Source organism: Ancylothrix sp. D3o (assembly GCF_025370775.1).
GTDB lineage: Bacteria > Cyanobacteriota > Cyanobacteriia > Cyanobacteriales > Oscillatoriaceae > Ancylothrix.
In genome coordinates this window covers 445,288-467,531 of sequence record NZ_JAMXEX010000004.1, presented here as the reverse complement: position 1 = coordinate 467,531, position 22,244 = coordinate 445,288, and the positions used below count along the sequence as shown (strand labels likewise).

Genomic DNA, 22,244 nt, shown 5'->3' with positions numbered 1-22,244 from the left:
TTTAGCTGGCATAGACGGGCCTAATAAATTGCATAAATTTGTTTTTTCATTATACATTATAAGTGCGTAACAGCTTATTAATTGTCAGTTTTTTGATTTTTTGGCTATTTCTATTCTGGCTAATCAAAGCGTAACCATTCCCGCGCTCTATCTAACAATTCGGGTAAAGTTTCTAAGCGCCACAACCGCAACACACCATCTTTATAACCGGCAGCCAAATGTTTGCCATCGGGGGTAAAAGCGGCACTAAAAGCGGGGCTTTCCACCTCAATAAATTGCCCCCCTTCCTGATAGCCGATGAAATCAGCAATTAAATTCCCCTCCAAATCCCAAACTTTAACGGTACTATCCCACGAAGCCGTCGCCAGATAGCGGCTGTCAGCACTGATACATAGGCTTGTTACGCCGTAAGTATGGCCGGTGAAAGTGTGGAGTTTTTCGCCGGTTTGGAGGTTGTAGAGAATAGCGGTATTGTCATCGGAAGCCGTCGCTAGATAGCGGCTGTCGGCACTTATACACACGCTATTTACCCAGCCAGTATGGCCGGTGAAAGTGTGGAGTTTTTCGCCGGTTTGGAGGTTGTAGAGAATGGCGGTATTGTCCAATGAAGCCGTCGCCAGATAGCGGCTGTCAGCACTGATAGACACGCTTGTTACCCACCTAGTATGGCCGGTGAAAGTGTGAAGTTTTTCGTCGTTTTCCAGGCTGTAGAGGATGGCGGTTTTGTCAACCGAAGCCGTCGCCAAATAGCGGCTGTCGGCACTGATACACACGCTATTTACCGGGTCAGTGTGGCCGGTGAAAGTCTGGAGTCTTTCGCCGGTTTGGAGGCTGTAGAGGATGGCGCTATTGTCAGAGGAAGCCGTCGCCAGATAGCGGCTGTCGGCACTTATACACACGCTATTTACCGGGTCAGTGTGGCTGTTGAAAGCGTGGAGTGTTTCGCCGGTTTGGAGGTTGTAGAGTATGGCGCTATTGTCAGAGGAAGCCGTCGCCAGATAGCGGCTGTCGGCACTGATACACACGCTTGTTACCCAGCTAGTGTGGCTGTTGAAAGTCTGGAGTGTTTCGCCGTTTTCCAGGCTGTAGAGGATGGCGCTATTGTCAGAGGAAGCCGTCGCCAGATAGCGGCTGTCAGCACTGATACACACACTCCATAACGCGTCAGTGTGGCTGTTGAAAATGTGGAGTGTTTCGCCGGTTTGGAGGTTGTAGAGGATGGCGGTTTTGTCCCATAAAGCCGTCGCCAGATAGCGGCTGTCGGCACTGATACACACGCTTCTTACCGAGCTAGTGTGGCTGTTGAAAGTGTGGAGTTTTTCGCCGGTTTGGAGGTTGTAGACAATGGCGGTTTTGTCCCCCGAAGCTGTCGCCAGATAGCGGCTGTCAGCACTGATACATACGCTATTTACTGAGTCAGTGTGGCTGTTGAAAGTGTGGAGTTTTTCGTCGGTTTGGAGGTTGTAGAGGATGGCGGTTTTGTCCCTCGAAGCTGTCGCCAGATAGCGGCTGTCAGCACTGATACACACGCTATTTACTGAGTCAGTGTGGCTGTCGAAAGTGTGGAGTTTTTCGCCGGTTTGGAGGTTGTAGAGTATCGCGGTTTTGTCCCCCGAAGCCGTCGCCAGATAGCGGCTGTCGGAGCTGATACACACGCTTGTTACGCCGTAAGTGTGGCTGTCGAAAATATGCCGTTCTCGAATTTGACTGAGAATAGTTTGCAAGGCTAAGAGGGGGCTAGTTGCCGGTTGTTTTGGTAGTTCGGGTTCATCTTTGATTAAAGATTTCCAGGTTTGAAGTAATTTGTGCAAGTCTTCTCCTGCTTTTTTGGCATCGCGCAAGGCTTGCAATTTTCGGTCATTATTTGTATTAAAAAGTTGCAGGGCTAGGATACCGGCTCGTTCAATTTTTTTCCCCTCAAGAGAAGCTTTGATGATTTGATTGGCTTTTTCTTTGGCTTTTTTTAGTTCTTGAATTTCGTAGTCGCGGCTGGCATCAAAAAAATCGGTATCTTCATCACTTAATCTTTTTCCTTGTTTCCATTTCAAGGCATCTTCTAAAGACTTGCCCTGCAAAAGGTGAGATGTATCCTGCCGATCAGATGCTAACCAAGCAGTAATGCTTTCTTGGTAAGGTGGGAGGTTGCTGAGTTCTTGCTGCATTTTCTCCTTTCTCCTTTTTTTATTCGGAATTATTTAGACATTGCGTTGATATGCTTGCTAATACTATAACGATCATTCACCTGTAGCTCTTCCATAATTTACTTTACGCTATGGATAGGGGCAACCACAGCCACCGATTGCGCGTACAAACTACTAAATATACAATTCGTGCGTAACTCCTATTTTAATTAAATCCTTCACGGATGCAGAAACTCTCAGACAAAATTTTGCAGCTTTCCTAGACCGGCTTTTATATTGGGTCAAAGTATGTCAACAAGCCGTTATCGCTGTAGAAATTGGCAGTTTAATGGGAAGCATTTTGCTGTTGATTTCAATTCCCTAAAAAAACCCTTATTAGCCTGTGACATTAACCGGCCTTTTAAAACTACTCCAAAGCCATTTGTCCACCCCAGGCATCTTGAGGTAAAAACGCCCGATCTGTCGGCAACTTAGCCACCGGCTCACTCAACGTAAATTTCCCTTCTTCTATCCATTCTTTCAACTCCAAAGCAACACAACGCGATAAATAAATACTCGCCAAAGGTGCCACGCGAATGCTTTTCCCTTCTATGACAATACGACCGGTTTTTAACTGTGCATAACTAACTAAACCAAAAGTCGGACGTACACGCCGAGGAATCGAAAAATCCACCACCGGAGCCACTAATTCTTCATCTTTAACAGCACAAGCCGCCACCACTTCTTCCCCCAAAACCGGCAACGCCACCCCTACTCCTAACATCAAAGAGGGCCCATAATTTCGGAAATAACAACCCCTCACCCATTTTGCATTCATTTGTTTAGCATCGCCAATTAATGCAACAGTAGCCGCCGGCCCTATGGGAGTACGATTAGGAAGGCGTTTTTGTAAGGGAAAATGTTGTGTACCTTCCCAAGCAATGTAACCAATTCCCCCCCCTAAAAATATGCGCGTACCAATGCCTATAAGCCGCAAATCAGGGTCATTTAGCAGGGGGGAAAGGGCGCCGGTGTTTGAGTAAACAGCATTGGCTAAACGCGGTTGTAGCGGCCCTAAGTAGGTATATAAAGTGCGGTCGCCGCCGTTGACTCCTACAATAAAGTTTTGATATAAGTTGCGGGGATTGTATAAGTAAAATTGGTTGATGCGGTCGCGGCTGATGGTTGTCTCAAAACTCGACCGGGGGTAACAGTCGGTAACAAAGCCGGTGGCTTTCAAGTGTACGGGTTTACCGGCAATCAAATCTTCAATAACGTGCCCGCCGCCGCGCAAAGGTTGGGGGCTGGCGCTGCGGTTTTCTTCGGCTTCTGCGCTTTCGCTAATTTGGCTGGCTCCCAAATATAAATCTACGGCGCCAAAACCTGAGTAGGCCGGCACTCCATCTAACCAACACCGGCGAATTTTAATCGGGGGATCAGTGTGGCCAAGATTAATCATGGCGCCAGAGGCTTCCATTGGTTCAAAGGTGCCGGTGGTGATGATATCAACTTGTTTGGCGGTTTGGGAGATGCCATTTTCGGCGACGCGGCTTTTTAGTTCCTCAATGGTCCAGACTACGGCTTTTTTGTTATTAATTTTTTCGTTAATTTCGTCAATAGTACGCATTGATTTTAGATGGGATATTTATCACTATAAATTTTATCATAAATAGTTTTTTAGAGAATTCTGAATAAATATTTAGCTACTCAGAATTCTCTGGTTTAATGTTAGTCTTTGTCTTCTGGCTCTAAGTATTTGGTCCCATTGTCTGTTGGGGGGTTTTCTTTGTTTTGTTGTTCTGACTTTTGGGAAGTTTGATGAGTTTGATCAACATAAACCGGCTCATCGGCTCTTTCGTATCCTTGGTCGCCGAGAGGTTCGGCGGCTAGGGCTGCTTCTTTTTCTGCGGATAGTCGCCATTTATCGAGTACGTCTTTGATCAAAATTTCTTGCACCCAAACTTGTCCTACGACGGTGAGGGGTAGGGCAAGCAAAAAGCCTAAAAAGCCGAAAAATGTGGCAAAAAAGACTTGTGATAAAAGGGTGATGGCGGGTAATAAGGCGACTTGTTGCGCCATGACATAGGGGGTAAGAAAGTTGCTTTCAAATTGCTGGATGACCAGGTATAAAATAAGTACGGCTAAGGATTTCCAGGGAGCATCTAAAAGGGCGATTCCCATTGGTAAAACGACGCTGAGAGTGGGGCCAATGTTAGGAATAAAGTTGAGGAGGCCGGCTAATACTCCTTGAGCAAGGGCGAGTTGAACGTGCAGAACTGATAAGCCTATAACGCTTAATAAGCCTACAACTGTCATGCTAATTAATGCGCCGACTATCCACCGGCCTAATGCTTCTTCGCAGCGGTCTAAAATGCCTTCAATTCGGCGCCGGTAAAATGAGGGAAAAAGTCGCACAAAAGCTTTTCTATAAGCGATTGGTTGTGCGAGGAGCATGATGGTTAAAATGATGACGAGTAAGAAGTTAATTAAGGCTCCCAAGGAACTTGAGAAAAAGGCAAAGGAGCTATTAAGTAGGCGTGTGGCTAAGGATTGGATGTCTGGTAAAATTTGTTGGTTAAGGGTGTTGATGTCTGGCAGATATTGGTTGAGTTGCGGCGGGATTATGGTTCTAAGTTGATTGCGCCAGGTATTGAGAAGTTTTGCAACTTGGGGTAATTTGGTTGTGGTTAGTTCTTGATATTGGGCAATGAAGGGGGGGACAATTATTAGAAAAAATATGAAGAGGATGCCAACAAAAATGAGTACAGATAAGAGTACGGCTATGGTGCGCCAGATGCCGAGTTTTTGTAATCTACGGGCGAGCCGGTTTAAGGCTGTTGCTAAAACAACGGCGGCAAATACTAATAATAATACTTGACGAATTTGCCAGAGTATGTAAAGAGAAAGTACAAGGGCTAAAAGGCCGATCCATTTACCGAGTTGCACGTTTTTAACTCCTAGTTTGAAGAAAAAAGGGTAAAAGATGGAAGATTATTTTGCGGTTTATTGCTGTTCTGATTGTTGGAATGAACGCCAAAAGAAGATCATGGCTAGGAGGATGCTGGGTAAAAATATGGCAATTGAGGCGTTGAGTGATGTTGGGGGAATGTTTAGCTGAGGGCCAGCATATTTTATGCCGGCGGATAGGGCGAGGGAGGCGATTATAATTTTTGTAACAAAGGTTAAGTTGTTGTTCACGGTGATTGGTTTAGGACGGATGTTTGTTAGTTTACTGCCTTCTGTAGGTTTTATTTCTATTACTGGGGAGGGATGTTAGAGGTTTGTAAGGGGATGAGGGGTGGTGTTTGGGTTATATGTGAGTGTTTGGGTGGTGCTTTAAAGATTAGTTGCGTGGGTGATGATGTGGGGGAGAATATTGAGGAATTGTTATTTTGTTGAGGTTTTATGAGTAGTCCAACTGCGACGCTTTTGGTGTCTTGTCCCGATCAGCGGGGTTTGGTGGCGATGCTGGCAAATTTTATTTTTTCTCATGGGGGGAATATTATTCATGCTGACCATCATACGGATTTTGCGGCGGGTTTGTTTTTGAGCCGGCTTGAGTGGCAATTGGAGGGGTTTGATTTGAGGCGTGAGGAAATTGGGCCGGTGTTTGGCGAGATTGCAAATAAGTTAAATGCTCGCTGGGAGTTACATTTTTCTGATTCGGTGCGACGGATGGCAATTTGGGTAAGCCGGCAGGATCATTGTTTGTTAGATTTGCTTTGGCGCTGGCGCGCTAAGGAGTTTTTGGCGGAGGTTCCTTTGATGATTAGTAATCATCCGAATTTAAGGGATGTAGCAGAGCAGTTTGGAATTGATTTTTATCATCTTCCTGTGACGAAGGAAACAAAAAAGGAGGCGGAAAAAAGGCAGTTTGATTTGTTGCGGGAGTATAAGATTGATTTGGTGGTTTTGGCTAAGTATATGCAGGTTTTGACGGATGATTTTTTGGGGGTTTTTCCGCAGGTGATTAATATTCACCATTCATTTTTGCCGGCTTTTGCGGGGGCAAATCCCTATGAGCGGGCGTATGAAAGGGGGGTTAAAATTATTGGGGCGACGGCGCATTATGTGACGGCTGAGTTGGATGCTGGGCCAATTATTGAGCAGGATGTTGTGCGGGTGAGTCATCGGGATGATACGGAGGATTTGATTCGTAAGGGGAAGGATTTGGAGCGGGTGGTTTTGGCGCGTGCGGTGCGGTTGCATTTGCAAAATCGGGTTTTAGTTTATGGGAATAAGACGGTGGTTTTTGAGTAGATAGGGTGAGTCTCTGTCGGTTGGTGTAGGTTGGTTTTGAGGGAGGTTGATATAATGAGGTTTAAGGTAAGTTTTCAGCCTTTTGTTTTAAAAAGTTGAGAAAAAGGAGGTTTTTATGACTGGAAATGTAGAAGAGACGACGAATTCGCCTGAGCCGGTGGAAAAAAAGGTGGTGGTGACGACTACGCCTGAGCCGGTGGAGAAAAAGGTGGTGGTGACGACTACGCCTGAGCCGGTGGAGGTGAATAGTTTTGTTGTGTGGTTGGATACAGTAAAAATGAGTTTGGGAAATATGTTTAGTAGCTGGCAGTTTAAGGTTGGTTTGGGTGTTTCTGTGGTGGTTGGTGCGATTGCGTCGTTATTTTTGGTGACGTTTTTTTGGCAGCATAATGTTGCAGAGTGGGGGATGAAAAGTTGGGCTTCGCGTTCGGGTGCGAAGCCAATTGAGTGCATGATTAAGGATACGAATGGGGATAAGTATGTGAGTTGTACGGCGCTTTTGAATGAGCAGGTGGTGCCTTTGGAGTGTAGTGCAAGTGTGTTTAATATTGGGTGCCGGGTAAATTTTGGTGCTGCTGCGGCGCCGCCTATTGGCAGGGATGTGAGATTGCAGCCGGTGAGGTAATTTTTGGTTGGGGGAATAAAGCCGCCGGTGGGGTGCCGGTGGCTTTTGGGTGTTGGGGATGGTTTTTAGTTTCAATTTTTTTAGATAGTATAGGGCGATGCGGCTGTTTTTAGAATCCAAAGGCAAGAGCATCAATTATATACTTGCTCTTTTCCCGCCCAACTTCTTCGTAAATTTCTAAGAGTTCTTCATAAGCTGTTTCCCCTCCTACAATATGCCAAAATTCCTGTCCAATGATTACCGAGTCATCAAATGGGGTGTAAGTTTTAACCAGAGAATTTTTGTAATCAGAACGATTGGGGCCGAAATTATTATAAGCCATTGCATAATATGCTTCTACCCTAGGATAATTTTTAGCAGATAACAGATGAAATCTCAAAAGCCGTTGAGTTACTTCAAAGCATTGCCCTTTATTGGGTTGAGGAGATTTTATCTCAAAAAAAAGATGTTTTCCTTCTTTGGTCAGGATGTACAGATCAGCGCGAGATGTTCGAGTTACTAAATCATCATCTTTCCTCGCGTTGAAAACACTTTGAATCATTTCTTCTAACGAGGGTTTTTGACGTTGGCTCTTTGAGGAAATTTCAAAAATTGCTATTTGGCGTTCAATTTCATTAATAGCTGCTTGGCTAACTTCACCTGTAATATCATAACTACGATGAGCTTCCCTGTGATGTTCAAAAGCAATAAGTTTCGCACACTCCTCAAATGTTGTTCCCAAGCTGGTGCTAAAACCGCGTTCAAATTCATTTAGACGCAGCATTTCGGGTGAAATAATAGCAGCATGGAACGGTTTTAGCCGTCCTTTTGATGATTTTTGTTTTAAATAGGGTGTGGAACCATCAACAGAAGGTAAATTTCGCTTTCTATATTTCTCAACAAGGTTTTCGATAAAAACCTCTAAATAGGCTTTTATAGAGGCGCGTGTCCTATAGCTAATAGCTGACATAAATGCCTCCTTTAGCGTTTTCGCCATATAAAAATAGATTCGTAAAAATCACTAGATCGTCTTCCTGTTCTGCGGTTAACGTGCCGTTGAATAATGCTTTCTACTTCAACCCCAATAATGTTAGCGATTTCAGGATATAGATTATCTTTATCCCCGGCTACTACTATGAGCGGAGAACCGCTTGGCATCGCTTCAATTACGCGGCTGAATACTTGAGCAATATCTTGTTGGTATTGGCGCTTGGCTTTTTGGCTACAACCATTAGCAGCAGCACCAATCTCTTCATGTCTTTTATCTTCTAAACCAACCAAATGATAGGCATAAGCGTGTTGTTGGTGGTAGTCTATTAAGCCAACATAGGGGGGGCTTGTAATCATTCCATCAATCGATGGAAAAACTGTTTTTCGACTATCAGCATGGAATACTTTAACAGTAGCTTTTGTACGAACCGCTGCAAATTCTTCTAGCCTTTTAACAGTATCAATACTGTACTGATTTAAAAACTTGAATGCTTCGGTAGTGGGTTGACAATTTTTAGAATGCTTATAACACCAGTATGGTTCGGTTTGTGGCTTTTTAGGAAAATCTAAATCATAATGTTTCGTTAAACGAGCCGACCGTGCTGAGCGAGAAAGGATAATCTTAAGCAAATTTTGATACCTATAACCGTGTCTGCTAATTAACTGGCAGTAGGTAAGCAACTCTTTAAGAGATTGAGGGGCGAACCATTCTTGCAGATATTGGTTATCTGTTTCACATAATGGCTGAATATTAGGGTTGATATCCCACAAACTCAGTTGATAACTCTCTGTTTGAGTAGCCGCTTTTGTTTTTTCTAGGATGTCCGTAACTTCTTGACGAACTTGCTTGATATCATACTCATCTGTTTTGACTTGAGAAAGCATGATATTAAAAGCAGATACATCATAGCCAATTGAATTAATTCCCAACTCATTCGCCTGCACTAAAGTTGTACCCGATCCAACAAAAGGATCAATCACTAATTGGCCAGGAGAGAAGTATTTTCTTAAAAAAACTTCTACTAATTGGGGTATATATTTACCGAGGTAGGGGTGTAGCCTGTGAACGTGCTTTGTCCGTTCTTTTTCCGGCAAATCTTTCTCACTCCAGTTCAGATTTAGTTTTTTTAAATCTGTATGTGGTGTAACTTTTTTTGCGATTGTTGGTTTATCTGCGCTCAGGGATACCGATACAGGATTATCCTCGTTGACCAGCATAAGTTTAATAGATAAGAAGTTTGACACATTTTATTACCGCTAGTGTGTTTTTTACGAATACCTATCCCTAATTAACTGACTTGCAAATTAGGACAGGCTTGTAGACAAGCGGTTTAGAGAAACTATCAAAAATTATACCCTAAAAGAGGGCATTTTTTTAGAAAAATGTTGTGTGCATATTACTTTTAGTAATTGGCTTATATTATCGTAAATCATTAATCTAATTAACCTTATTCAATCAGAATCTTTATAAATAAATTCCCCTTTCTCGTCACAAAAAAAGGGGTAAAATTTTATTAGATTTTGACTGAGTGGGAGCAGTTTATCAAGGTTATTTGCTAGTTGCTAAAAATCTTAGTTAACCGCTCGGCTGAGCGCTTGCGCCGAAGCCCACCCCTACCCAACTACAACCACAAAATACCCAAACCCCAATCACCCCTCATCTTTATTCACTGAATTAATCAGCCATAAGGAAGTGACAATCCCGATAAAATGAGCAAACGTAATATGCGTATTTCCTAACACAACAAAAATATCCACCGGCTGAATAATTCGCGTGTAAGCAGAAGGATCACTCACCACAAAACCACCCTGCGGTTGTGATAAAATTTTGCCAAACAAAATCCCGGCTATCGATTCTGCACCAACCAAACTAAACCCCATTCCTGTCAAATTTAACATTAAACCTTGCCGTAATAAATTTGCGGCGGTGGTTCTTTTTGGTCGGAGGTTGGGATTAGCTGATTGCAGTTGCAACGCCAGGCGAGTATATCGAAAAGACCAATAAATACTTACCCCTAATGCAATTAACCCTAAAACGGCAAATAAAATTCCGGGTCCACTTCCGCTACTACCAGCAGCAGCACCACCAGGCGCTCGCACACTGGCAGAAAAACCGGCAAATATAAAAATCAGGCCGGCAATCACGGCTAATACTAACTGTACCCAAAAACTCGCCCAGCCAAAAAATCGAAACTGCGGTATAACACGCCGCACAGAGGGTGGTAAGGCGGGAGGTTCAAATCTTTCTGTCATAAAGGTTTCCCGAATCGCGCTTGATCTATTATCCTAAGCATTTTTGTGTGACTATGGCTTATGGCTTTCTACGCCACGACATAAAGGCGCTTTTCCCTTTTATGCGTAACTCAGATTTTCTGCTAAAAGCTGGTGAAGGGACTCGAACCCATGACAGGCTGATTACAAATCAGCTACTCTACCAACTGAGTTACACCAGCAAACATTTATGAATATAGCAAAAACCCCCCAGCTTTGGCAAGCCCTGCGGGAAAATTTTTTAGGGAGTTTTGGTGGCCGGTGGGTAGGCTGGGGTATAAAAAGTTATTTTTGATGCTTACAAATAAGCCCTAAACTATTAAGTGGATGTTAGCTTAAATTTCTACAAAACAATTGTTATAATTATTTGGAGATGAGAAGTTAGGGAAAGTTTATCACATCTACAGCAAGGGGAAAAATGGGAATTGTCAAAACTACTATCACGGTGACAAACCAGATTGATGAAATTTTAGCCGAACGGGGATTTATTCGGGCCAATGAAATCCGTTCCCTGACGATAGAGAATGTTTTGGTAGACACCGGCGCCAGTCGGCTTTGTTTACCGGCAGATATTGTTAGTCAATTAGGTTTAACCCAGGCCGGTGAAATTATCGGCCACACAGCAGTCGGTACCAGAAACTTTCGTTTGTTCCAAAATGTCAAACTGTCAATTGCTGGTCGAGAGGGAGTATATAATTGTGTGGAATTGGCTGGCGGTGAGGAGCCTTTGGTGGGGGTAATTCCTTTGGAAGATTTGGGATTAGAACCTGATTTAAGGAATCAACAATTGAAAGTTTTACCCGACAAAGGTAAAGATACTTATCTGCGCGTCTAACTGCCCAATTAGGCAAACTAAGCTTAAAAAAAGGCTGTACTTTCAACAATTAAAGTACAGCATAAAAGACAAGAATTTAAAAACAAATTTTTCAGGTGCGACGGTTTAGAAAACCCGAAACTGAGCGGTTTCTGAGGTTAAACTGGGCAGAAGTACGCATTCGATATTTTCATGGGGGCGGGGGATATAATGATAAGAGAGCAATAAGTCTTCTTGTGTATTAACTGCCTTGACAGCTTGCACTCCAGCCGCTACAGAGGTTTGCACATCTGAGACATTACCCCGGACAATGATCGTATAACGAGCGCCGCTCACCTTTTCATAACCCACCAGCGTAACACGGGCGGCTTTAACCATCGCATCTGCCACCGCAAGCGCTGGGGGAAGACCTTTCACCTCAACCATGCCTACTGCAAATGACATAGCGTTGTTCTCCTGAATCGACGGATTACCAGACTCTCATTGTACGATTGAGTGGGTAATTGCGTACTGTGTGGTGGAGATTCGTGACTGGGGATTTTTGGTCAAAAAATGTTTAATTTGATTTATAAGCCTCACTTATCGGATATTTTAAATGGTTTTTTTACGCTAAGCGTGCTTGATAGGTTTGCCAAGAATTGAGAGCAATTCAACCTAAAAAATTTATTATAATTACCGGCCTAACCACTACGCCTAGCGCCTAGACTACTCCTAAATCAACGCTAATCCTTGCCATTCAATGCACCGGCACCCTGTCTGCCTAAGCAGATAAAGACTGAACAATCACAATAAACATGACAACGATGCCGACAAGGGAAATAACATCAAAGACACTATTCATAAACTCACGAAAGAGGAGGAGAATAAGCCATTTTTTTTATTTTTATGGTGACTCATAGGGAAAGAAATTTTCTAGCTAGTATCGGCAGAAGAAGTCAAAGTGTATTAGGATAAAAAAACACATCCAACTTTAAATATTTTAGCCGCCTCTATCGGGGAGTAACAAATGATTGCCATAGATAAACAACAGACTAACTGGAAACCCATTATCAAAGAATTTGAAGCCGCTCTGGGAAAAACCGGCGTTGTGCAGCGCAAAGAAGAATTACTAACCTATGAATGTGATGGACTCACCAGCTACCGGCAACGTCCCGCCCTAGTTGTTTTACCCCGCACCACAGAACAAGTTTCCGAAGTTATAAAAATCTGCGATAAATATAACATTCCTTGGGTTGCCAGAGGCTCCGGCACCGGCTTATCGGGGGGTGCATTGCCGGTGGAAAACTGCGTTTTAATTGTCACCGCCTTAATGCGAAAAATCCTAAAAATTGATTTAGAAAATCAGCGGGTTGTTGTACAGCCTGGGGTGATAAATAACTGGGTAACACAAGCAGTAAGCGGCGCCGGTTTTTATTATGCCCCTGATCCTTCCAGTCAAATTATTTGCTCAATTGGTGGCAACGTTGCCGAAAATTCGGGAGGCGTTCATTGCCTGAAATATGGAGTTACAACCAACCACGTTTTAGGGTTAAAATTAGTTTTGCCGGATGGTTCGATTGTTGATGTGGGTGGCGAGGTAGCAGAGATGCCTGGGTATGATTTAACCGGCCTTTTTGTGGGTTCAGAAGGAACGCTGGGAATTGCCACAGAAATTACTTTAAGAATTTTAAAATACCCGGAATCAGTTTGTGTGGTCTTAGCAGATTTTACGAACATTGAAGCGGCGGGAAATAGCGTTTCTGATATTATCGCTGCCGGTATTATTCCTGGAGGAATGGAAATCATGGATAACCTGAGCATTAATGCCGTTGAAGATGTGGTAGCAACTGGATGTTATCCGCGAGATGCTGAAGCAATTTTGCTGGTTGAATTGGATGGGTTAGAAGTAGAAGTGGCGACGAATAAAAAGCGGGTGGCTGAGATTTGTTTAAAGAATGGGGCGCGGAATATTACTAGCGCCAATGACCCAGAAACCCGTTTAAAAATGTGGAAAGGACGTAAAGCAGCATTTGCGGCTGCCGGTCATCTCAGCCCGGATTATTATGTACAAGATGGGGTAATTCCGCGCACACAAATGGCGTATGTTTTGAAAGAGATGGAGGAGTTAAGTAAGAAATATGGCTACCGCATTGCAAATGTGTTTCATGCGGGTGATGGCAATTTACACCCGTTGGTTTTGTATGATAATTCGGTGCCGGGTGCTTTAGAAGTTGTCGAAGAATTAGGGGGAGAAATTCTGAAACTTTGTGTAAGAGTTGGGGGGAGTATTTCTGGCGAACATGGCGTTGGGGCGGATAAGAAATGTTATATGCCAGATATGTTCAGCGAGACAGATTTAGAGACGATGCAGTGGGTGCGAGAAGTTTTTAATCCGAAGGGTTTAGCTAATCCTGGGAAGATGTTTCCGACGCCTAAAACTTGTGGAGAAGCGGCGAGGGCTAAGATGGAGAAAAATCTGGCCGGTGTGGAATTGTTTTAACATATATTCCCCTTTTAGCCGCTGACTGGGTAACAGGAATGTGTAGGGTGGGCTATGCCCACCTTCTCCTAAAAGCCTTATAATTTTTTCCCTTTTAACCAATAGGTCATCATCTCACCTTTGCCTTTCACATCAAGCATTCCTCGTGCTTCAAAAACATACTTATCTTTTAATTTTTCTTGCATCGCCTCTGTGACTTGAATAAACCCAGGTAAACCTTGAGATTCCATGCGAGAAGCAAGATTTACCGTATCTCCCCACAAGTCATAAATAAACTTTTTTGTACCGATCACACCGGCCACTACCGGCCCCGTATGAATGCCCATTCTGATTTCAAAATTCTCACCAATATCTGTTTTAAAATTGTTAATAAATTGCTGGATATCTAAAGCCATATTTGCAATAGCCTCCGCATGATCTTCCTGGGGTACCGGCAATCCTCCCGCCACCATATAAGCATCGCCTATCGTTTTAATTTTCTCTAAATTGTACTTTTCTGTGAGGTTGTCAAAATTAGAAAAAATATCATTGAGTAAACTCACCAACTCAAGAGGAGAAATTCTTGATGCCAGCGACGTAAAATTAACTAAATCTGCAAACAAAACCGTCGCCGATTCAAATCTTTCGGCTAAAGTTCCTTCACCTTTTTTCAAATTTTCTGCTATGCGGGCCGGGAAAATATTAAGTAACAAACGTTCCGATTTTTCTTGAGCGACGCGTAAAGCCAACTCAACGCGATTTCGCTCTGTAATTTCTGTTTCTAAGCGTTGGTTTTTCTCTTCTAATAGTTTTCTTTGGTCTTCCAAAATTTTTTGTTGATTTTGAATGGTTAAATGATTAGCAACCCGCGCCAAAACTTCGTGATGGTGAAACGGTTTTGTGATATAATCAACCCCACCCACATCAAAAGCTTTCACCTTATCAGAAACATCATCCAGGGCGCTCAAAAAAATTACTGGGATGCCGCGAGTTTTGGGAGAAGCTTTCAATTTTTGGCAAACTTCATAGCCATTCATTTCCGGCATCATTACATCGAGCAAAATTAAATCGGGCGGAAACTCCTGCACCGTTGCAAGGGCGCGTTCTCCGTTAAGCGCTTTGCGAACATGATAGCCTTGCTTTGTTAAAATTGCCGACAACAAACGCACATTATTGGGCGTATCGTCAACCACCAGAATACTTGCGGGAATTAAAGGAGAGTAATTGCTGTTCATGCGAACACTCGGTTAAAAATTTCCGACAATAGCTATTAAACCTTAAAAAAGGTAAAAGAAGCGAAAAATTTGTTACAAATTTGCTCCAAATATGTCCTTTTTGAATAAGGAGTCGGCAGGAAGTTGGTTTTTATAGCAAGTTTTTACAATTGATTGCTACAAAGCTCAATAATGTCCTCAAACAAAAAGTTATCTGCCGCTTCTTTAATAACCCCAGCTAGAGATGCAAGCTCAACCGGCATTTCTTTAATGAGTTGGAAAACTTTATCATCGCAACATTCGTTAGCAGCTTTCCACATTTGAGCTACCCATTCTCGGGGCATTTTGCTAAGTTCTTCGGCCAAAGAATCCTGACTGTAAACTTGCGATAGGGCAGCTTTTTTATTGACCTTTAAAGCGTCCGTTACTTCATAAAGATATCTGACTCCTAAAAGTTCTTCAATTTTAGAAAATAAAATATTTTGCTGAAAAGGCTTCCGCAGAAAATCATCACAACCAGCCGCTAAAATCTCCGTTCTTTCTTCTTCAAAAGCACTCGCCGTCAGGGCAACAATTGCCGTTGTTTTTCCCCGAATATCCGCTTTAATGTATTGCGTGGCTTCGTAGCCATTCATTACCGGCATCTGCATATCCATAAAAATCAAATGCGGCTGCCAATTTTCCCACACTGCAATCGCCTCTTTGCCATTAGCTGCTTCTCGGACTTCAAAACCAACTGATGACAATAACTTCACTAAAACTAAACGACTTTCCAGCCGATCATCCACTGCTAAAATGCGATATGGGGGTTGATTTGGAGCTAAACCCATCACCATTGGCTGCATATTAGTCATAACAATCGCCCCAGAATCCGCCACTTTCACGCTTATCTCAAAAGCAAAAATACTCCCCTTTCCTAGGGTACTAACAACGCGAATATCGCCCCCCATCAATTGTACAAACTTGCGACTAATAGGTAAACCTAAACCAGTACCTTGTTGAGATTTCAAACCCGATACTGTTTGCCCAAAAGGCTCAAATAACTTACTTATTTCTTGAGGATAAATGCCGGGGCCGGTGTCTTCTATTTCAAATAAAAGGGAAGTTTGGCGAGGGGAAATACAAGAATCAAAAACATTAACCTTACAGGCATTCATTTTGACTTGTAATGTCACCTTTCCTCTTTCAGTAAATTTAATAGCATTTCCTAAAAGATTTATTAAAACTTGTCGCAACTTTCCTTCATCTGTTGTGACAAACTCAGGCAAGTCCTTGGCCACATCAAAAACAAGCTGTAACTTTTTTGCTTCAGCTTTTAATCGCAACATATTTTCTAAGTTTTTGATCATTCGCCGCAAATTAAAACTGCTTTCATTAAGTTTGCTTCTACCGGCCTCAATTTTTGACATATCCAAAATATCATTAATCAGAGCCAGCAAATGTTCTCCAGAGCGATTAATAATTTCTAAATGTTCTTGATGTTCCACTTTTAAAGAAGCATCGCGTCCCATGAGTTGAGAAAAGCCCAAAATAGCATTTAAAGGAGTTCGTAACTCATGGCTCATCGAAGCCAAAAACTCACTTTTAGCCTTATTTGCCGCATCCGCCCTCACCACAGCTTTTTGCAAAGCTTCCTCCGCTAATTTACGCTCGGAAATTTCAGATGTTGCTTGTTCAAATAACATACATTGCTGAATAGCGATAGCCAATTGCACGGAAATTTGCCGCAAAGATTCCATTTCCGAAGATTCCCAAATTCTGGCACTTTTACAGTGATGAGCAATCAACAATCCCCATAATTTTTTACCTTCCAAAATCGGAACCACAAGATTAGCTTTTATCCCCAACCGGGTCAACAAATCAACATGACACTGTGCAATATCCCCCGCATAAATATTATTAATCGCCCGGATACGGCCTTCTTCGTATAATTTAGTGTAACGTTCGCCAAAACAAGGGTCGTGAATATCAATTCCCAAAATTGATAGCCCCAAATCAGCAACAGACTCAACCGCAATAAAACCGCTTAAATCAGGATTAAAACGGTAAATCACAGTGCGATCCGTTGCCAAAAAATGCCGGACTTCTTCCACCGCCATATTTAACACTTCTTCTAAATTCAAAGAAGAACGAATTCGCTCTTGAATGGCATTGACCAACTGCTCTCTTTTTAATTGCTGCTGCAAAGCAAATTCTGCTTCTTTACGAGCCGTGATATCTACCGCATAACCCACGCATTCTACAGGGACTCCCGCAGAATTTTTCACTAATTTAACTGCATCATATACCCAAACATAATGACCGTCTTTGTGGCGTTCCCGGTATTCGTAAGAAATAAATTCTTTTTCTAAAATCTTCTGAAATTCACTCTTGACCTTTTCTCTATCGTCTGGGTGAATTAAATTATGCCAATCCAGAGAACCATCAATGAATTCTTGCGCCTCATAACCGATCATTGAAGCAACATTCTCGCTTACAAATGTGACATCATAATCACCCCCTAATTTGCAGCTAAAAATAACTGCTGGGGTAGCTGAAAGCAAATGTTGCAATCGTTCAGTGACTAAACGTAATTCAGACTCGGCTTGCTTGCGTTCCTGAGATGCAAGCGCCAATGCAGTCATCTGTGCCAAATAACTAGCAAAGTTTTGTTCATCCAGTGTCCAATTTCTCGCTGTTTTTTTATGTTCTAAACAAATCACACCCACCACTTTTCCTTGATGGCTAATCGGAACATCTAGCATCGAAGTAATACCGGAAGCAATCAAATAAGATTCGCTAAACTCTCGCGTGCGTGGATCAGTTATGGCATCAATGGCTACAATTGCTTTTTCCGCATTTACCGCTTGAAAATACGCCGGATAATCAGCAATTTTCAATTCTCCACCCCGGCTGTGTTGATTAGCCGACAAGTGATAAAGATCGGCACATAACATGACTGATTTATCGTGACTATAAAACCAAATACTTCCTCGCTCTACATTCAAAGTCAGGGTTGCTACTTCGGTTATCTCTCTGAACGCCTTGCTGGTGTTTCCTTCATAAATATTAGAATTTTTTGATAATTTTAGCAAGCTGGCTTGTTGTTCTCTCAAGCGAATTTCTTTTTCGCGCAACATAGCTTCGGCAGTTATTTTTTCTCGAATTTCTGCTTCTAAACAAGTATTGGTTTCTCTCAACTCAGCCGTGCGCTCTTTGACTTTCACTTCTAATTCTTCATAGGCTAATCGTAGTGCTAATTCTGCATTCTGTCGCTCTGCAATTTCCTGCTCTAATTTGCTATTAATTAACTCTAATTCTTGGGGTGTTTTTAATGATAAAAATTGCGGCAGCAGCGTTACCATTTGTGCGGCTGTGTAACAAGAAACAATTGCTGTCATTGCTTTCTCAATCCCCGACAACCAATAAGCCGAATGCCAAAGCGTCCAAATTTCCAACAAGTGACCGGTACCGCAGCAGACAATAAATGCACCAAATAACCCAAATATTCCCAAAAAAGGAACATCGCGCCGCTTGTAAACAAAATAAATCAGCAGCGCTGGAATTGAAAAGTAGGCAAGCGCAATCAACAGATCACTAATAACGTGCAACCACACCAAAGGTGTTTGCCACAAATAACAGTGACCGTGCGGCATATACTGTGTTGGAGAAAAGATACTTTTAACAAATTCCCAGATCATACTTCTTTCAAACTTCTCTCAAATGTTCGTTGCCAACCTTTATCATTTTACTGCTTTACCAAAACTTTTTTAGCACCGTTTGCTTGCTGAAACTCCTTTGATCTTAAAGGAATTTCTACAATAAACTCTGTGCCTTGCCCAAACTCGGAAACGCAATGCAAACAACCTTCATGCGTTTTAATAATTTGATAGGAAATTGCCAATCCCAAGCCGGTGCCGTAACCAATGGGTTTAGTGGTATAAAACGGATCGTAAATTTTAGCCATCACCTCCTGCTCTATACCGGCCCCATTATCTTTGATTTTAATCAACACTCTCTGGTTATCTTTCAATTCTGTAGCAATCAAAATTTCCGGAAGAACAGCATCCTCCCCATATTTATCTCTCCCTTTACCAATCCTCATTTCTATTGCATCAATCGCATTAGAAATAATATTCATAAAAACTTGATTGAGTTGGCCGGCGTAACACTCAACATCCGGCAAATTTGCATATTCTTTAGTCACTTTAATTTCCATTCGATTCGGTTGTTCTTTCAACCTATGTTGTAAAATCATTAAAGTGCTCTCGATCCCTTCATGGATCTTAACCGCTTTCATATCCGCCTCATCCAACCGCGAAAAAGTCCTTAAAGATTTCACAATATTTTTAATTCTCTCAGCTCCGATTTTCATAGAAACCAAAATTTTCTGCAAGTCTTCTCTCAAAAAATCTAAGTCAATCAAATTAATTTTTTCTTGAATTTCTAAGGCCGGCTCAGGATAGAACTCTTGATAAAGTTGAATCAGCCCCACAAGTTGCCCAATGTATTCGCACATTAAAGGAATATTAGCATAGATAAAATTCACCGGGTTATTAATTTCGTGAGCCACACCGGCCACCATTTGCCCCAACGAAGACATCTTTTCTGTTTGTACCAGTTGAGTTTGAGTAGATTTTACTTCTTGCAAAGCATCTTCTAACTGCTCCGTTTTTCTTTCCAGTTTCGCTTGAGAAATTCGCAAAGACTCTTCTACTAAACCTCTTTCGTAGTTTTCCTGCTGCAAAAGTTGATTGGCTTTTTCTAACGCCACAGTTCTTTCTTGTACCCGTTTTTCTAAATCCAAAGTCAAATTACTTAAAGCAATTTCTATTTGTTTACGTTCGTTTATTTCTGTTTGCAAAGCTAAATTCGCCATCGCCAGTTGATCAGGACTAGGAATTACCAAAACTTTAGGAATTAAATGCACAACCACCGCCGCTGTACACAAGGATACCGCCGCCGTTACAGCTTTGAGAAAACCCGACACCCAATAATCAGGATGCCACAACGTCCAAATTTCCATAAGATGCGTAATCCCGCAGCAGATAATAAAAGATCCAAATAAGAAAAAAATCCAATCAAACGGAATATCTTTTCTTTTCTTCACTATATAAATTAACTCCATAGGAATTAAGAAATAAGCCAAACTAATAAAAGAATCCGAAAGAATATGCAGCCCCACTAAACCCGGTTTCCACAAGTAACAATGACCATGAGGAATAAAATAATTAGAAAAAATATCGTGGCTGATGTGCATGACAAAATCACCTCTTTTTGTTAGAAAACTTTGATTGATAAACGTTTAAAAACCAGTTTTATCCCCTAATAAACCTGTGAAATGAGGCCGGAGTTCTTCGATAAGTGAAATATTAAATTATTATATCACTCCCAAAAAATTTTGGTTTTTAGGAGATGCTCTATATCAAGCCGATAAAATCTTGTGCTTGACCGGCATTCTTTACACAGATTAACTTAAAGGAAAAAAGGTTTCCAAGTTGAAGTTGTCACATCTTAAAAAGCAGCCCTTGCTAAAGATGTGACATCAATATGACAACCTAAAAAAAAACTTTAATGTAGCCAACTTGGCGTTTAGGTAAAAACTCACATCCGCCATCACCAAAAGACGGGTTTTTCTTTAGACAAATGTTAAATTTTAGAAAAAATGGATTTTTTAGTTAAAAATGTGGTATGCAAAAAACCGGCCACGAAAGCCAAAAAAAGGCAGCTTTTTTGAAATTAACCTACTCAATTTATCTACTTGACTCAAACAGCGGCATTCCTATCAAAAATCCCTTGCTCAACCAAAATGTCACAAATTGTAACTTGCACACTCCCCAACATTTGAGTTTAAACTTTTATCTGCAAAACATAACGGGCACAGCCATTGTAATCTATGACCATAGAAGAGGTAATACAACTAATTCGTGCCAGATGGCAAAAAGATTTAAACTTCGTCCAACACCTCATCCTCTCGCAAGTTTGGGAAGGGCAAACCTATCCCACAATAGCAAGAGCCTCCCACTATGAAACATTACTTGAGAAGCACCGCATCTTCCCTATGGCAGATTCTTGCAGAAATTTTTGACACACCCATCAATAAAGCCAATTTCCGCACAATACTCGAAGCTCGATCCCTTAGCGCCGAAGAGCGAGAATTAATTGAAAAATTTATTCGCAGCCAACACCGGCTAACCCCCCAAGAATTTCCCGACAGCCCCGTACCGATCACCTCTTCATTTTATATCAAACGCCCACCCAAAGAATTAACCGTACTGCGAGGTCAAACTGCGGCAATTCGAGGTTTAGCCTATAGTCAAGATGGTAAATTTGTTGCTTCAGTAAGTGAAGATCACCGGCTGATTTTGTGGAATGTACAGGAAGTTTTTAATCTCGATTTATTTGTTTATGGTTGTCATTGGCTGCGAGATTATTTGCGGACAAATTCTTTAAAGGAGGAAAGTAATCAGCATTTGTGTGAGGGAGTTAATGGGCGGTCGAAAAAGTAATTTAACCGCAAATAAACGCTGATGAACGAGGATATGTTATCTATATGTTATCTGTAAAGCAGGCATCTTTCCTGCGTTTATCTGCGTTTATCTGCGTTTATCTGCGGTTAAAAAATTAATCTAACACTCGTTCTAATTGCCAGAGAATTTGATTCCCTTCTCTTCTCACCCGCGAGATGTGCCAATTTCGCCACACCCAATTGTCCCCTCGACTGGTAACAGCACTGGCGTTAACGTCCATGAGGTTCGCTAGTTCAGAACTGGTGATTAGATAGCCTTTTTCCGCAACTTCATCGGCAATTCGTAGCGTTTCCACCAGATCCCGCAACTGCGAGACTCTGAACTCGCTAGGCACATTGTTATCGGTGGATTCTACAGCAAAAGGAGCATTTGAGTCCGTCATGGCAATGTTTAAAATCGCATTTTCAGAGGGTACTTCTGTCGATTGTATCGTTTTGTTATCAATATCGTGAGTGATTGCTGAATTTGTTAAGGTGGCCTCATTTTGCTTTAGATATGGAGGTTTGCCCATCGAAAAGCCGCGCGCAATTGTATCACAACGATCATTATAAAAGTTGCCAGAGTGACCCCGGACGTGCTGCCAATGCACTAATCGGGTGTTGAGTTGATCGAGAATTTCCCAAAGATCCTGATTTAATACCGGCTTGCCGGCTGATGTTTGCCAGCCTTTTTTTTTCCACCCTTTTACCCATTGAGTAATGCCGTTTTTTAAATATTCGCTGTCGGTATAAATCGTAATTGGCTCGATTTGACCGGCCTGTTTAAAAAATTCTAAGGCGGCGATGGCGGCCTGCATTTCCATTCGGTTATTTGTGGTTTTTTTGTCGCTTCCGCCCAGTTCATAGGTTGTTTCGTCATTGTAGCATACCACGACTCCCCAACCTCCGGGGCCGGGGTTGCCGCTACAGGCTCCATCTGTGTATATGCTTTGAATTTGTGCCGTTGTTTCCATCGGTTTCTTAACCTGTAAAGTTTGTAGTTGAGGCAAAAAGCTCCACTACAAA

17 protein-coding genes and 1 tRNA gene are annotated in these 22,244 nt (G+C 42.1%); 5 read left to right on the top strand and 13 right to left on the bottom strand.

The genetic code is table 11. The features are described from left to right. Positions 1 to 119: 119 nt before the first annotated feature. From NG798_RS11255 to NG798_RS11240, 4 genes are all read right to left on the bottom strand, one after another. Positions 120 to 2,162 (bottom strand): WD40 repeat domain-containing protein, encoded by a 2,043-nt coding sequence (locus NG798_RS11255; protein WP_261222612.1) that lies wholly within the window; start codon positions 2,160 to 2,162, stop codon positions 120 to 122. Between the two features lie 385 nt (positions 2,163 to 2,547). Next, positions 2,548 to 3,747, bottom strand: a complete 1,200-nt coding sequence (locus NG798_RS11250) for a homocysteine biosynthesis protein (protein ID WP_261222611.1) — start codon at positions 3,745 to 3,747, stop codon at positions 2,548 to 2,550. A gap of 101 nt (positions 3,748 to 3,848) precedes the next feature. After that, entirely contained in the window at positions 3,849 to 5,066 is a 1,218-nt protein-coding gene (locus NG798_RS11245) for an AI-2E family transporter (RefSeq protein ID WP_261222610.1), read from the bottom strand. Between the two features lie 57 nt (positions 5,067 to 5,123). Continuing rightward, a complete protein-coding gene (locus NG798_RS11240; RefSeq protein ID WP_261222609.1) occupies positions 5,124 to 5,318 on the bottom strand; it encodes a hypothetical protein in 195 nt (64 codons plus the stop codon). A gap of 207 nt (positions 5,319 to 5,525) precedes the next feature. On the opposite strand from NG798_RS11240, the gene purU reads away from it, so the two are divergent. Continuing rightward, positions 5,526 to 6,380: a formyltetrahydrofolate deformylase gene (gene purU, locus NG798_RS11235; protein WP_261222608.1), complete on the top strand. Its 855-nt coding sequence runs from the start codon at positions 5,526 to 5,528 to the stop codon at positions 6,378 to 6,380. Between the two features lie 115 nt (positions 6,381 to 6,495). After that, positions 6,496 to 7,005 carry a hypothetical protein gene (locus NG798_RS11230; protein WP_317619582.1) on the top strand — a complete coding sequence of 170 codons (510 nt, stop codon included), beginning with the start codon at positions 6,496 to 6,498 and terminating at the stop codon, positions 7,003 to 7,005. Positions 7,006 to 7,114: 109 nt separating this feature from the next. Here NG798_RS11230 and NG798_RS11225 read toward each other — a convergent pair whose 3' ends face one another. The 4 genes from NG798_RS11225 to NG798_RS11210 all read right to left on the bottom strand — a co-directional run bounded on the left by NG798_RS11225 (position 7,115) and on the right by NG798_RS11210 (position 10,427). After that, entirely contained in the window at positions 7,115 to 7,954 is an 840-nt protein-coding gene (locus NG798_RS11225) for a TdeIII family type II restriction endonuclease (protein ID WP_261222607.1), read from the bottom strand. Positions 7,955 to 7,965: 11 nt separating this feature from the next. Next, the gene (locus NG798_RS11220) at positions 7,966 to 9,192 is read right to left on the bottom strand and encodes a site-specific DNA-methyltransferase (RefSeq protein ID WP_261222606.1); all 1,227 of its coding nucleotides are present in this window, start codon (positions 9,190 to 9,192) and stop codon (positions 7,966 to 7,968) included. Between the two features lie 432 nt (positions 9,193 to 9,624). Then, positions 9,625 to 10,227: a DUF3611 family protein gene (locus NG798_RS11215; RefSeq protein ID WP_261222605.1), complete on the bottom strand. Its 603-nt coding sequence runs from the start codon at positions 10,225 to 10,227 to the stop codon at positions 9,625 to 9,627. 127 nt (positions 10,228 to 10,354) lie between these two features. Further along, positions 10,355 to 10,427: transfer RNA gene (locus tag NG798_RS11210), tRNA-Thr, on the bottom strand. Positions 10,428 to 10,663: 236 nt separating this feature from the next. On the opposite strand from NG798_RS11210, the gene NG798_RS11205 reads away from it, so the two are divergent. After that, positions 10,664 to 11,080, top strand: coding sequence for an aspartyl protease family protein (locus tag NG798_RS11205; protein WP_261222604.1), 417 nt, complete (start codon positions 10,664 to 10,666; stop codon positions 11,078 to 11,080). Between the two features lie 105 nt (positions 11,081 to 11,185). Here NG798_RS11205 and NG798_RS11200 read toward each other — a convergent pair whose 3' ends face one another. After that, a complete protein-coding gene (locus NG798_RS11200; protein ID WP_261222603.1) occupies positions 11,186 to 11,503 on the bottom strand; it encodes a carbon dioxide-concentrating mechanism protein CcmK in 318 nt (105 codons plus the stop codon). A 562-nt stretch (positions 11,504 to 12,065) separates the two neighbouring features. Here NG798_RS11200 and glcD point away from each other — a divergent pair. Next, complete coding sequence (gene glcD / locus NG798_RS11195; RefSeq protein ID WP_261222602.1) at positions 12,066 to 13,538, top strand: glycolate oxidase subunit GlcD; 1,473 nt, start codon at positions 12,066 to 12,068, stop codon at positions 13,536 to 13,538. A 77-nt stretch (positions 13,539 to 13,615) separates the two neighbouring features. On the opposite strand, the gene NG798_RS11190 is transcribed toward glcD, so the two are convergent. The 3 genes from NG798_RS11190 to NG798_RS11180 form a co-directional block, all read right to left on the bottom strand. Beyond that, positions 13,616 to 14,752, bottom strand: a complete 1,137-nt coding sequence (locus NG798_RS11190) for an adenylate/guanylate cyclase domain-containing protein (RefSeq protein WP_261222601.1) — start codon at positions 14,750 to 14,752, stop codon at positions 13,616 to 13,618. A gap of 143 nt (positions 14,753 to 14,895) precedes the next feature. Then, the gene (locus NG798_RS11185; RefSeq protein WP_263012937.1) at positions 14,896 to 18,411 is read right to left on the bottom strand and encodes a GAF domain-containing protein; all 3,516 of its coding nucleotides are present in this window, start codon (positions 18,409 to 18,411) and stop codon (positions 14,896 to 14,898) included. A 47-nt stretch (positions 18,412 to 18,458) separates the two neighbouring features. Beyond that, the gene (locus tag NG798_RS11180; protein ID WP_261222600.1) at positions 18,459 to 19,970 is read right to left on the bottom strand and encodes a sensor histidine kinase; all 1,512 of its coding nucleotides are present in this window, start codon (positions 19,968 to 19,970) and stop codon (positions 18,459 to 18,461) included. A gap of 766 nt (positions 19,971 to 20,736) precedes the next feature. Here NG798_RS11180 and NG798_RS11175 point away from each other — a divergent pair. Beyond that, entirely contained in the window at positions 20,737 to 21,219 is a 483-nt protein-coding gene (locus tag NG798_RS11175) for a WD40 repeat domain-containing protein (protein WP_261222599.1), read from the top strand. A 115-nt stretch (positions 21,220 to 21,334) separates the two neighbouring features. On the opposite strand, the gene rnhA is transcribed toward NG798_RS11175, so the two are convergent. Continuing rightward, entirely contained in the window at positions 21,335 to 22,192 is an 858-nt protein-coding gene (gene rnhA / locus NG798_RS11170) for a ribonuclease HI (RefSeq protein WP_261222635.1), read from the bottom strand. Between the last annotated feature and the right edge of the window lie 52 nt (positions 22,193 to 22,244).